The following is a 13,316-nucleotide window of genomic DNA, read 5'->3' on the forward strand; positions in this document are numbered from 1 at the left end:
TTTTTTTTTATTTCTGGACAGGACTTATAATTTAAAACTGGAAATAGTATGAAAACGATCTGCGCCTTTATTCTTTTCTCCCTCAAAAGTATCGTAATTTACAACTAACAATTTTCCTTTATAAACAATAGTCTCACAAGGATTATCTAATTGCCCGTCAGAACCGTCAGCATTATCATTTTCCCAAATTAAAGAAATCGTATTTGTATCTAAATTTAATTCGTGTACACTATTATTTTCATAATTGGCAATGAAAATAGAGTTTCGCTTTTTATCATAAAAAAAGCCATCGCAACATTTTAATTTATCCGAATCAAAAACAACTTTTTTAGATTTTACTTTTCCATCACAGTAGAATTCTATTTTAGTAATTACTCCATCACCAAAATTTCCCGCATATAGATTTCCTTTTTTATCAAAAGCAATTCCATCAATCCCAATGGTACTCTTGGTAACTTCAGGTTTTAAGATAAAAGTTGCAATCAGATAATTTTTCTTATTTGATGAATCCAGAGCAATCATTTTCTGATTCAATTCCTCTAACGAAAAACTATAAATTCCGCTTTCTCTTCGATTTTCAAATAAAGCATCTGTAATATAAATTCGATTTTTAAACCATCTTACGGCTTCTCCAAAATTAAATCCTTCGGCTAAAACCTCAGCTTTTACAGGCTTCCCGTCTTTTACGATAATTCTTAGTAATCTGGAGAAATTCTCTCTATTCGCAAAAAACTGATTGTCCATAATATATAGATTCCCATCAGGGCCAAACTCCATTCCCATCGGATGTACTTTTTGTGTAACAGGATGTAATGGTAATTTGTCGAACCAGGTTATCGGTTTATCATTCTTATCGAAAGTTAAAATTTTACTGCCGTACTTTTCAAATGAAATTGCATTTGTAATCGAAAGAAATAAATTTCCTTTCTTATCAAGAGCCATTCCGTCCGGAGTTTGGCAAGTTTCGCCCAAGTCTGCAAACAAAGCAGGCTTGATTACTTTAGAAGTCTCGTTGTATTTAATTTCTTGTTTTTTTTCCTGCGAAAATAAGTTTAAAGAACTTATTAAAATCAGAATACCAATTGTGTGTTTAATCATTTTTTTCATTTCGTTTTAGGCCCGTTTATTATTTTAAGGAGATTTTATTTCAACATGTTGCTTAGAAATAGAATCAATACAAGGATAAATTTGATCATAATTATTTTTAAGCGAATATAATTGCAAGAACTTCTGCTAATTACAAGCGCAACCGAAAAGGCTGTTTTAGCAATCAAATAATGAATAATTCAATTCTGTTGTATTCGTATGCTGAAATGCTGTTATTGAGGGCAAAATCTCATTATTTATAGTCCTAAACAGAGCTTATTTCTATATTTTGTTATCTTGCTCCTATTTAAAATATGCTAATGAATTTCATCAAACAAATTGATTTAAAAAGAGCAGCACTTCATTGTTTTTACTGGATTTTCTTTTTATTTTTTTATTTTTCGAATAAAGCTGATAACGAAGATTCTTATGCTTTTCTATTTATATATTCCTGGAAAATTGTAGCACAGGCAGCTGTTGGGTATGGTCTGATTTATTGGATTATTCCTCAGACATTAAACAAAAAGAAATATTTACTTTTTACAGTTTCCGCATTAGGCTGGCTTTATTTCGTTTTTGCCCTTTTAATGATTTTAAAATTTTATTATCTCGAACCAAAATTTCCGGGTTTCTTTGATTACTGGCCTGGTCATAAAATGACCGTTATTGAAAGATTAACTTCGGTTAAATTGATGCTGAGAGAATTCTCATTCCTTACCTATCCTGTTATTATTTTAGGCTTTATAAGTTTTAACCGTAAACAACAACGGCTTTTAAAATTAGAAGAAGAAAAAAAATCAATGGAACTGAAGATCCTAAAAAATCAACTGAATCCACATTTCCTCTTTAATACATTGAACAATCTCTACACTTTAACCTTAAAAAAAGATAATAAAGCACCGGAAGTTATCGCTAAATTATCTGAAATTTTAGATTTTGTTTTATATCGCTGTAACGAAGATTATGTATCGATCGAAAAAGAAATTGCATTAATTGAAAATTATATTGGTCTGGAAAAATTACGCTACAGCGAAAGCAGACTGACTATTTCATTTACAAAAAACATTGAAGTGAGTAATAAGATATCTCCTTTAATTCTATTAACTTTTATCGAAAATGCCTTTAAACATGGTGTAATTAACGAAACTGAAAAAGCAATAATTTCTTTGCATTTAGAAAGCAAAAAACAACAAATCATTTTTAGCATTGACAACACAAAACCTAAAAACGATTTTGGTAAAACTTCAGATAAATCTAAAATTGGTTTGGTCAATGTTCGCAAACAATTGGATTTATTATATCCTAAAAAACATCAATTAGAAATTGAAGAAACACAAATTACTTATGCTGTTAAACTTTACCTCAACATTTAATTTTAAGCTTACAAAATGAAAACTCCTAAGATTTTTTTAGAGCTATAACCAAAGCTTATTCAAAACCCATAAATTAGATTTTCTAAAAAATATTCTTTTTTGAATGAAATACAGATGCATCATCATTGACGACGAACCTTTGGCAAGAGAATTAATTGCTTCTCATTTAGTGAATTTTCAAAATTTCGAACTAATCGATTCTTTCGAAAACGCACTGAATGCTTATACTTTTTTAGAAACAAACACAGTCGATTTGATTTTTTTAGATATAGAAATGCCACTCTTAAAAGGCAATGAATTTTTAAAGAAATTAAAAAATCCGCCTAAGGTAATTTTCACAACGGCTTATCGGGAATATGCCATAGAAGGTTATGAACTTAATGTCATTGATTATCTCTTAAAACCTATCACTTTTGATCGTTTTTTTGTCTCGATAGAAAAATTCAAACAAGTACAGCCATTAAAAAAGGAAACAAAATCAGACTCTGAAAATCATGTTTTTGTAACCAGCGGAAGCAGAAATATTAAAATTGTATTTGATGAAATCTTATTTATTGAAAGCCTGAAAGATTATATTACCATTCATCTCGAAAACGGAAAATCACATCATATTAAGCAGAATATTTCTGTTTTTGAGAAACAATTAGATTCCAATTTTGTGCGTGTTCACCGTTCTTATATCATTCAGATCAAAAAACTAACAGCTTATTCTAAGAATGAAGTTGAAATAAATACAGTAGCAATACCAATAGGAAATAGCTATAAAGAAAATTGGTTACATCATTTAGATACAGCTTTACTGAAATAAAAAAATCCCAATCTTAAAAACAAATAAGATTGGGATTCTTTCTTTTATTTCCAAATTGGAATCTGTACAAAACTATCGTTGTACCATTTGATTTTTAAAGGTTCTTTGGCATCTTTAATTGTTTCGCTGCTGACCTCCTTCCCCGTCCCATAATTCAATTCCGAAAAAGCATTTTTGTTTACATTCAAAGTAATCAACAATCTGCTTCCTTTACCCAATTGTTTACTCACCAAACGGGTATTGGAGAAAGGAATACTTTCTATTTTATTGGGCTGAAGCAAATTTCTTTTCGTAATATCCTTCGCATAACTTGCCCTTCCTATAAAATAAGACAGCTCAAAATATTTTCCATCCGGCGTTACTTCAAACAAGGTAACTCCAATATCCATGTCTTTTTTATTGATGCTGGCCTTTATTTCTCCCAAAAATGCTCCATTTACCACTATCGGCTGACTAAAAGGTTCACTTATAAAAACATAACCATTGGACGTATCTACTTCGTTATCAATAATGGGATCGGGATAATAATCGTTATTAATGGTTTGTCGGTCTGCAAAATCAACTTCCTGCGGCAAATAACTTTTCTTACCCGGTTTTGTGGCATTCAACGAGTAAAATTTTCCTTTCTCTGCCGGATCATTGGTAAGATACAACGTTAGCAAACTATTACTCATTTTAGCAATAGACGGAGCACTTCTCCACTCATTAGCTCCCATTACCTCATAATTGATTCTGTCTTTTAAGATTGCCGGTTTGGGTTTGCCCTTCAAAATATAATCAAACCATTGATAGGTTATTTTATAGGTATTAATTAGAGCAACCTCATCCACTTTGTAACCATTCAGCACAGCATCACCCCCTACTTGTGCACCAAAATGACCGTACGGGCCAATGATTAAATACGAGTCGGCTTTCGGGTTGTATTTCTCCAATTCTCTCAAATAATACAATCCTGAATTTTGAGAATCATTATAGTAACCATCAATGGCTAAAACCGGAATATTGATCTGCGAAAATTCTTTTCCGTATGGTGCCATTTTCTGCCAGTATTCGTCAAATGACGGGTGCTTGATCCACTTTTGAAAGAATTGGTTCGGAGTGCCGTCAATGCTATCCATTTTTTTGTAAGCCACACCGGTTTCCCACCACTTAAACTGCATATTCCTGAAGCGCTGTCTGTCGTTTCCCGCAACCGTATCCAGATATTTGTTATTTCCAACGTAAAACGCCCATTCGTAATTAGGGTTTATAAAAACGTTATTCTCCATTGGCAACCCCATTCCCGGTCTGGAAGCAACATACGGAACTATCGTTTTAAGTGCAGGGTGCATTTTTTTACACGCTGCCCATTGCGTAAACCCGTTATAACTTCCGCCATACATCCCGACACTTCCGTTGCACCACTTCTGTTTACTAATCCAGTCGATAACATCATAAGTATCATTCGTCTCGTTTTCATAAGGCGTTATTTCATCAGGACTAAATCGTTTCCCGCGTGAATACGACATGACCCCTATATAATCCTTATCTGCCGCTGCTTTTAAAGATTTGAGATCTCTGCCTTTTTCTCTGGCATAAATGGTATGCTGATAGATGACCGGCTGGGGAGTTAAATTCCCTTTTTTCCGAACAACCATTGCTGATATTAAAGCACCATCTCTGGTTTTAATCATTACACTGTCCTGAATGTCATAAGCGCTTTCCAGATCTTTTGATCTTGTCACACTTGTCTGTTGTGCATAGGTGTTGATTACTGAAAAAATAAAAAACACCAATTTTAAAATTAGTCTCATTGAGTTATTTGATTTAAGTAGTTTTGTTGCAATTTTAAACGAATCAGTCATGTCAGATCTGGGTTTTATTTTTCCGGAATTTTAATCCAAAAACAACACACTGCGTCCCGCTGTTTTCAGTACCTCTAAAAACGGCTTCATTTGTATTACCTCTTCTTTTGCTATAGCGATTTAAAAAGAATGAGTTTTTCTTTTTTTAATTAAATCCCATTAAGATTTTTAAACTTCACGGCCTGACGGTTTGAAACTTCTAAGAATTCTCCCGTTTTTAACGTTACTTCCAGTTTGCCGCTAGCGGTTCTGTTAACTTCCCGAATGTGATTAAGGTTTATAATTTCGGTTCTGTTTATTCTAAAAAAAACATTCGCATCCAGCATTTCTTCCCATTGGCGGAGGGAACGTCTCTGAAGAGCTTTTTTATCCTGAAAAAAAAGTCTGGTGTAATTTTCAAGAGATTCGATCAGATAAATTTCATCCAACTGAATAAAGAATCTTTTCTCTCCATCTTTAATGAAAATCTTACGGTCTTTTACTGCAACGTCTCCCAAAGAATACTTTCCGGATAAAGTATTTCTTATTTTTTCAATTGCTTTTGCAAAACGTTCTTCCCTTATCGGTTTCATTAAATAATCTAAAGCATTTACTTCGAAAGCCCGCACAGCATATTCATTATAAGCCGTTGTAAAAAGTACTGCCGGTGCATTATCGAGAGATTCCAGTAAATCGAAACCGGATTTTTCAGGCATCTGAATATCCAAAAAGATCAGATCCGGCATTTTGGCTTCAATCAGACTTTTGGCTTCATCGGCATTTCCTGCTTCTCCAACAAGAACAAAATCTTCATGAGGTTCCAGTGCCCTTTTTAGTTCTTCTCTGGACAAACGTTCATCGTCTACTATTATAACTTTTATCTTTCTCATTCTGATGGGAATAAAATAGTTGCCAAAACGGTTTCCCTCTCCATTTCTTTAATTTCAAAAGAAGCTCTTCCTTTGTATTGCAACAGCAATCTCTCTTTCAGATTACTCAATCCAATACCTGAAAAATCCTTAATCTCTTTATTAAGCTTCCCCGAATTTTGAACACTGATGTTTATAAAACTGCCCAACTGCTCTACTTTTACGGTAACAGCTCCTCCTTCTTTTCTTTTTTCAATTCCATGTTTTATTGCATTCTCCACCAGTGCCTGAATACTTAAAGGTAAAACTAAATGATCAGACAGATTGCTATCTACTTCAATTTGTACCTGTAGACGTTCTTCAAATCGTATTTTTTCCAACTCCAAATAATCCCTAACCAGACTGATTTCATCGCTTAAGACTACTAAATTTCCTATATTATTATTTAAAGAATTCCGAAGCAAATCAGATAAAAGGTCAATCGCCCGTCGTGCCGAATGCGGATCTTCTAATACCAAAAATTTAATACTGTTCAGTGAATTAAAAAAGAAATGCGGATTAAGCTGTGTACTCAGATTATTCAATTGTGCTTCTTTTAATATAATAGACAATCTGGCATTTTCTTTTACGGTTTCAATCTCTAATCTTGAATAATGATACAGATGATAAGCCAGCACCCAAATAGACATTAGTCTGGTACCAGTAATAAAAACCTGCAACTGCGTGGATTGTAAAAACGAAATAAATGAAATTGATGTGCTTTTTAAAACAAATAGCCGCACAAGGTAAAGTTTCCCCACAATCAAAAGCATGTACAACACAGAAAGTATAAGAACACTCAACACCATTCTTGGAACCAATTTTTTCAGACTGAGCTTATTCCAACCTCTTTTCAAAGCAAAATTTCTGTAAAGATGCGTTAATGAAATACCGATAAACACATCTAATACAAAATCAGCTATGCCAATTGTCCACATAAAACTACTGCCAAAAAAAGCCGAAACTCCCCAATACAAAGAAGTTGCCGCCCATCCAATGAGCTGAATTTTCCAATATGCAGATAATTTTACCATTATTCTCAAGCCAAAAATTGTTATGCTGTAGTAAAGATATTCCACTAACAGAGATTGAGCAAATAAAAGTACATAAGCGAAAGATAACTGTAGACGAATGACGTTCTTTCCTGAATTAACACATAAAACATACAAAAACCGGATCTTAAATGAAACCTGGCTTTTATCTGTTTTTTTTATTTCATAAAACCAAAGAGAACAAAGGTGTTTTTACTTACAAAAAAAATCCATTAACAAATAAAATCATATGTTTTTTCTTTCATATTAATTTAGAGTCATTACAAATTAGAACTTTGTCTTATCATGTTATTTATATGTCCTGTCGTTACATTAAAAAAGAAAAACCCAACATAAATTTGCAGCATAACCTCAAGAAAAAACATAAATCTTAATCACAAAAAACCGAGAAATAAACTTCATAAACAATTACTATACAATCCACTTTCAACAAAGGAATCAACCAAAAAAATCAACAATTGACTTATGAAAAGCTTGAAAAATGCTCCGCAGATTATTCTAAACTCAAAACATATTGGGCATCCAATTGATTTCAAATGGAATAAAAAGAAGATGGAAAAGTTCTTAGATCCTCTGGATGAATACAAAGAACTCGAAACTAAATTGTTAAATATTAATCATAAAGCAACGGTAGGACTTAGTGCTGCTTTACTGGAGTGGATCTACTGGCGTTTTTTAGGCCATAATACCAGTATCACTGATACCGAAAAACGCATCGAAGCACTTTGGTGCTCAACTAAAGATCCGGAGTTATCAAGCCCTTTATTATTTGACACTAATTTTGATATCCCGGCTTCAGGCCCTATAAATGGTCCATTATGGGTAGCACATATGACCGTGAGAATGATCGATGTAAGATATAGAAAAGGATCTTACTTTTTACAAAATGAAATTTTAGGACTGGTACTGCTTGCCCGTCATATAACGCCTAAGAAAAACGTTTTTGACAATTGGTTCAACAATATCATTATACAATTAACTTATTTGTATCCGTGTCCATATGCAAATGAAGATCTTGATGAAACGGATGAAAAGGTATACGATTCTCATAACGAGTCCTTAATCTGTCGCGATTTTTTCTTTAATCCTAAATTTCGATATACCATTATGGCATCAGAAAAAGCGGTGAATAAATACATCCAAAATTCAGATCAAAAGAGTAATCCGTTCCTTCAACTATCACAAAAAGTTTCCTAATTATGATGTACTAATACTATTTTAAATACAAAACCCAATAATGCTCTGAAAACAAACAAACATTATTGGGTTCTTTTATAGCTTCTAAACAGTGAACTTTAAAGGCAAATGGACCACTTTTTTAGTTTCAAAGAATTCATCTTCAAAAATAGTCGACAAATCATATAAAGTAGCTTTTGGAAAAGCTGCCAATTCTTCTGTTAAGTCTCCTCCTTTTAAATATAGAATTCCATTTTTCAAAGTGTGTTTATGCTGCTTCTTTATTTTACCTTTTACCCACGAAACAAAATCCGGCATATTGGTTACGGCACGGCTTACAATAAAATCAAAATCGCCTTTTACCAATTCAGCACGCTTTTGTTCTGCTTTAACATTTTTCAATTCTAATGCGTCTACAACTCCCTGAACCACCTTAATTTTTTTTGCTATGACATCAATCAGATAAAAACGGGTTTCAGGAAAAAGAATGGCCAACGGAATTCCTGGAAACCCACCTCCGGTACCTACATCCAAAACTGTTGCCCCCGGTTCAAACTTCATAATTTTAGCAATTCCAAGCGAGTGCAAAATGTGTTTTGTATATAAGGCATCAATATCTTTTCTTGAAATAACATTGATTTTTTCATTCCAGTCGTGGTACAAAAAGTCTAACTTTTGAAATTGCTGGATTTGAAGTTCAGTCAAATCCGGAAAATATTTCAATATCTCATCCATTGCTCTAATTTTTTTAACAAAAGTAGTACTTTACGATTGAAATATTTAACTCAATTTTGCAAATTGAAAATTTATAATAATTACCTTTGAAACCTATTTAAAATAATTATGAATAACACTGCGCCTACATTTGCGAAGCAAGACAATCTGAAGTTCTTCAGAACGCTTAACTCACGAGTAAACAATTACTTCAAAGAGAACAATATTCAGAAAACAGGAAACTGGAAGCTGCATTTAAAAGCCATTATTCTTTTCGCTGTTTTTTTAACACCCTATTTTTTAATATTAACGCTTAACATGCCTTTTTGGGCACAATTACTCCTAAATATCCTTATGGGAGTTGGTATGGCCGGAATTGGAATGAATGTCATGCACGATGGAAATCACGGGTCGTACTCTTCTAAATCATGGATCAATAAAATCATGGGGGGAAGTATTTACGTATTAGCCGGAAACGTTCACAACTGGCAGGTACAACATAACGTACTTCACCATACGTATACGAACATTCACGGTCATGATGAAGATCTTGATGCCGGAAGAATTATCCGCTTTACACAAAATGCAGAATGGCGTCGTTTTCATAAATTTCAACATTACTATTCTTTTTTCTTATATGGACTATTGACTTTCAACTGGGCCTTAACAACCGATTTCAAGCAAATGAAAGACTATATTAAAAGAAAATTATCTTACGGAGCGCCGCAAAGTCCAACCAAATTATGGACCGTTCTCGTGATCACAAAAATAATTTATATTTTAATCTGGATCGCTTTACCAATGATTTTGGGGGTAATATGGTGGAAAGTCGTGATCGGGTTTTTCGTAATGCATTACACAGCCGGATTAATTTTAAGTATCGTTTTTCAATTGGCACACGTAGTAGAAGAAACTTCAAATCCTGTTCCGAATGAAGATGGAGAAATAGAAAACACCTGGGCCATTCATCAGTTGTACACCACCGCTAATTTTGCACCAAAAAACAAAGTTGTCAACTGGTTTACCGGAGGATTAAACCACCAGATCGAGCATCACATTTTTCCAAATATCAGTCATATTCACTACGGAAAAATTGCCGAAATCGTAAAACAAACGGCCATCGAATGCAACTTGCCTTATCATGAATTTAAAACGATGAGAGGAGCTGTATTAGCACATTACAGACACTTAAGAGATCTTGGAATAAAACCCGAGCTAGCATAAAATAAGAAACTATTAATCATTAACCGTCTTTAATTAAAGTTGAAATTAAAGACATTCAAAAATTTTATAATGAATCATATTCTTTCAGACAGAATCAACAACTTAGCGACATCACAAACTTTAGCAATGGCTGCTTTAGCACGCGAATTAAAAGCACAGGGAAAAGACATTATCAGTTTAAGTTTAGGAGAACCGGATTTCAATACGCCGGATTTCATTAAAGAAGCAGTTAAAAAAGCAGTAGACGAAAACTACAGTACTTATTCTCCGGTAGAAGGTTATTTAGAATTGAGAGAAGCAATCTGCAAAAAATTCAAAAGAGACAATGCATTAGAATACAAACCATCTCAAATTGTGGTTTCTACAGGTGCAAAACAATCTTTATACAATATTGCCCAAGTAATGTTAAACGATGGTGACGAGGTTATTTTACCGGCACCTTACTGGGTTTCTTACTTTGAAATCGTAAAACTTTCAGGCGGAGTTCCGGTTGAAGTTCCTACTTCTGTAGATACTGATTTCAAAATGACGCCTGAGCAATTAGAAGCTGCCATCACACCAAAAACAAAAATGATGTGGTTCTCTTCTCCTTGCAACCCATCCGGATCTGTATACAGCAGAGAAGAATTGACAGCGCTTGCAAAAGTGTTGGAAAAACATCCAAATATTTATGTAGTTTCAGACGAAATTTATGAGCACATCAATTTCTCAGGGACTTTCTGCAGCATCGGATCAATTCCGGGAATGTTAGAAAAAACGATCACTGTAAACGGAGTTGCAAAAGCATTTGCTATGACAGGATACAGAATTGGTTATATCGGAGCTCCTGAATTCATTGCAAAAGCATGCGTAAAAATCCAGGGACAAGTAACTTCTGGTGCAAATTCTGTAGCACAACGTGCCACAATTACAGCTGTAGAAGCCGATCCAAGTGTATTAAACCACATGGTTCAGGCTTTCCATACCCGTAGAGATTTAGTTGTTGGATTGCTTAAAGAAATTCCAGGTGTAAAAATCAACGTTCCGGAAGGAGCTTTCTACGTTTTCCCTGATGTATCTTCTTTCTTCGGAAAAACATTAAGAGGAACTGAAATTAAAGATGCAAACGATGTTTCGATGTATTTATTGGCTGAGGCTAATGTAGCAACGGTAACAGGTGATGCTTTTGGAAACCCAAATTGTATCCGTTTCTCTTATGCTACAAGCGATGATATTTTAAAAGAAGCTTTACGCAGAATCAAAGAAGCTTTGACTGCATAATGCCATACAAACAATAACCAAAAGGGTGTTTTCTTTCGAAAACACCCTTTTTTTTATCTAGTCGATTAAAAGCGAAGCGATCTCTTTTGTAATTGCAGTCGGCGAATTGCAATCGCAATTACTTAACCCTACTACATAAACCTGTTCTGTCGGTTCGTAAATCCCCATCGATTTAAATCCAAAAATGCTTCCACCATGCTCATACACCATTTTATTTTTTATTTTTTCTAAATGCCAGCCGTAGCCGTAATCTATATTCGTTTTGTTGTTCAACTGATAATTCGTAAAAGCTTTTACTGTGAAAGCAGGACTCAATAAGGCATTACTCTTTACTGCATTTTGCCACTTCCATAAATCATCGACGTTTGACATAATCGATCCCGAAGCATACGGAATAGAGAAACTGATATAATTGGCATTACTAAAACCATTCCTGTCCCGATAACCGGAAGCCCTGTTTTTAATCATTTTATCATGGCTCGCGTAATAGGTATTTTCCATCCCTATTTTCTTAAAAATATGTTGCGTTACAAATTCTTCATACGTCTGACCTGATGCAATTTCAATTATATATCCCAAAAGAACATAGCCGGAATTGCAATACTTATACTGTTCCCCGGGTTTAAAATCAACCTGTTCATTCTTAAAGAAATCAACTAATTCTTTTGGCGACAAATCTCGTCGGGCTATATCTTTTATCGCTTTCATACCGGTAAAATCCTTAATTCCGGAAGTATGTGTTAACAAATGATGCAGGGTAATCTTATTTCCATTGGTTGGATAATCGGGAATAAATTTCGTGATTTCATCATCAAGTTTAAGCTTCCCCTGCTCTGCAAGCATCAAAACAGCAACAGCCGTAAATTGCTTGGTCATGGATCCGATTTCAAAAACAGACTCGGGTTTCATTTGAACATCCATTTCTAAATTAGCCATTCCAAAAGCTTTTCGATACACTACTTTTCCTTTCTTCACCCCCAGAAAAACAGCCCCGGGGTTTTCAGGTTTAAATTTAGCAGTTAATAAACTGTCAATTTTAGCTTCTAAATTCTGAGCAAAAACGAAAGAATGAAAAAGTAGAAAGAAAACAACAAAAATTCTAAAAATTACTCTCATCTGATAATCTAATTAAGGGTTGATTCTTCTTTTGACGATATCACTCCACTTTAGGTTACAAAACAAAAAACAGTAGTTGTTCAAATTTTATGGTATCCTTTTTTCTAACGAGCATTATTTTTTAGATTATTTTTACAGTTACTCTTAACAGAAAAACATTCCCAAATGAAAAAAATAATTTTAGATCTGGCTGTAACTTTAGATGGTTTTATTGAAGGTCCCAACGGAGAAACAGATTGGTGTATCATGGATGATGATATGAATTTTGATGGATTCTTATCCAGTATAGACACCATTTTTTATGGCAGAGTGAGCTATGATATGTGGGGAAATTATCAACCCGATGAAAATGCAAGTCCTACTGAAAAGTCACTTTGGAAAGAAGTACATACAAAGAACAAATATGTTTTTTCCAGTCAAAACAGAGAAGACGACAATGCCTCTTTTATCAATTCTGACATCGCAGCTAAGGCAAACGAAATCAAAAAACAATCGGGAAAAGATATCTGGTTATATGGCGGAGCGAGCCTTATTAAAACTTTTATTCAATTAAATCTTATTGATACCTATAGAATATCAGTTCATCCAATAGCTCTGGGAAGCGGAAAACCACTATTTGAAGACTTAAAAGAAAGATTAGAATTAAAGTTACTGACCACCAATATTTTTAAATCGGGTGTAATACAGCTTATTTACGAACCCGTTAAATAAAAACTCCATTTATCATCATTCCATATAACCTAACTATTTCAAAAAAAGTCACTTCAGCATTAGCA

General features: G+C 33.8%; 12 protein-coding genes. 6 read left to right on the top strand and 6 right to left on the bottom strand.

Annotated features, from left to right (window positions below; genetic code table 11):
* Nucleotides 1-24: 24 nt before the first annotated feature.
* Nucleotides 25-1,098 (bottom strand): NHL repeat-containing protein, encoded by a 1,074-nt coding sequence (locus tag B0A80_RS10725; RefSeq protein WP_124020568.1) that lies wholly within the window; start codon nucleotides 1,096-1,098, stop codon nucleotides 25-27.
* Nucleotides 1,099-1,406: 308 nt separating this feature from the next.
* Here B0A80_RS10725 and B0A80_RS10730 point away from each other — a divergent pair, with 308 nt between their 5' ends.
* Together B0A80_RS10730 and B0A80_RS10735 are read left to right on the top strand one after the other, a co-directional pair.
* Complete coding sequence (locus B0A80_RS10730; protein ID WP_165769244.1) at nucleotides 1,407-2,459, top strand: sensor histidine kinase; 1,053 nt, start codon at nucleotides 1,407-1,409, stop codon at nucleotides 2,457-2,459.
* 103 nt (nucleotides 2,460-2,562) lie between these two features.
* Nucleotides 2,563-3,267 carry a LytR/AlgR family response regulator transcription factor gene (locus tag B0A80_RS10735; protein WP_070908686.1) on the top strand — a complete coding sequence of 235 codons (705 nt, stop codon included), beginning with the start codon at nucleotides 2,563-2,565 and terminating at the stop codon, nucleotides 3,265-3,267.
* A gap of 44 nt (nucleotides 3,268-3,311) precedes the next feature.
* Here the strand turns inward: B0A80_RS10735 and B0A80_RS10740 are convergent, their stop codons facing one another.
* The 3 genes from B0A80_RS10740 to B0A80_RS10750 all read right to left on the bottom strand — a co-directional run bounded on the left by B0A80_RS10740 (nucleotide 3,312) and on the right by B0A80_RS10750 (nucleotide 7,032).
* On the bottom strand, nucleotides 3,312-5,060 hold the full coding sequence (locus B0A80_RS10740; RefSeq protein WP_165769245.1) for a CocE/NonD family hydrolase: 1,749 nt from the start codon (nucleotides 5,058-5,060) through the stop codon (nucleotides 3,312-3,314).
* 200 nt (nucleotides 5,061-5,260) lie between these two features.
* Nucleotides 5,261-5,980 (bottom strand): LytR/AlgR family response regulator transcription factor, encoded by a 720-nt coding sequence (locus tag B0A80_RS10745; RefSeq protein WP_089077288.1) that lies wholly within the window; start codon nucleotides 5,978-5,980, stop codon nucleotides 5,261-5,263.
* Nucleotides 5,977-7,032, bottom strand: coding sequence for a sensor histidine kinase (locus tag B0A80_RS10750; RefSeq protein ID WP_089077289.1), 1,056 nt, complete (start codon nucleotides 7,030-7,032; stop codon nucleotides 5,977-5,979). Before B0A80_RS10750 ends, B0A80_RS10745 begins: the two co-directional genes overlap by 4 nt.
* Nucleotides 7,033-7,515: 483 nt before the next feature.
* Here B0A80_RS10750 and B0A80_RS10760 point away from each other — a divergent pair, with 483 nt between their 5' ends.
* Nucleotides 7,516-8,247 carry a hypothetical protein gene (locus B0A80_RS10760; protein ID WP_070908682.1) on the top strand — a complete coding sequence of 244 codons (732 nt, stop codon included), beginning with the start codon at nucleotides 7,516-7,518 and terminating at the stop codon, nucleotides 8,245-8,247.
* Between the two features lie 84 nt (nucleotides 8,248-8,331).
* Here B0A80_RS10760 and rsmG read toward each other — a convergent pair whose 3' ends face one another.
* Nucleotides 8,332-8,961 (bottom strand): 16S rRNA (guanine(527)-N(7))-methyltransferase RsmG, encoded by a 630-nt coding sequence (gene rsmG / locus B0A80_RS10765; protein WP_017497786.1) that lies wholly within the window; start codon nucleotides 8,959-8,961, stop codon nucleotides 8,332-8,334.
* Nucleotides 8,962-9,069: 108 nt separating this feature from the next.
* On the opposite strand from rsmG, the gene B0A80_RS10770 reads away from it, so the two are divergent.
* Both B0A80_RS10770 and B0A80_RS10775 read left to right on the top strand, forming a co-directional pair.
* Complete coding sequence (locus B0A80_RS10770) at nucleotides 9,070-10,164, top strand: fatty acid desaturase family protein (RefSeq protein ID WP_017497785.1); 1,095 nt, start codon at nucleotides 9,070-9,072, stop codon at nucleotides 10,162-10,164.
* A 69-nt stretch (nucleotides 10,165-10,233) separates the two neighbouring features.
* On the top strand, nucleotides 10,234-11,424 hold the full coding sequence (locus B0A80_RS10775) for a pyridoxal phosphate-dependent aminotransferase (RefSeq protein ID WP_017497784.1): 1,191 nt from the start codon (nucleotides 10,234-10,236) through the stop codon (nucleotides 11,422-11,424).
* 57 nt (nucleotides 11,425-11,481) lie between these two features.
* On the opposite strand, the gene B0A80_RS10780 is transcribed toward B0A80_RS10775, so the two are convergent.
* Nucleotides 11,482-12,540: a serine hydrolase domain-containing protein gene (locus tag B0A80_RS10780; protein WP_089077291.1), complete on the bottom strand. Its 1,059-nt coding sequence runs from the start codon at nucleotides 12,538-12,540 to the stop codon at nucleotides 11,482-11,484.
* A gap of 165 nt (nucleotides 12,541-12,705) precedes the next feature.
* On the opposite strand from B0A80_RS10780, the gene B0A80_RS10785 reads away from it, so the two are divergent.
* Entirely contained in the window at nucleotides 12,706-13,251 is a 546-nt protein-coding gene (locus B0A80_RS10785) for a dihydrofolate reductase family protein (protein WP_089077292.1), read from the top strand.
* Nucleotides 13,252-13,316 lie beyond the last annotated feature (65 nt).

It is taken from the genome of Flavobacterium tructae (assembly GCF_002217475.1).
GTDB lineage: Bacteria > Bacteroidota > Bacteroidia > Flavobacteriales > Flavobacteriaceae > Flavobacterium > Flavobacterium tructae.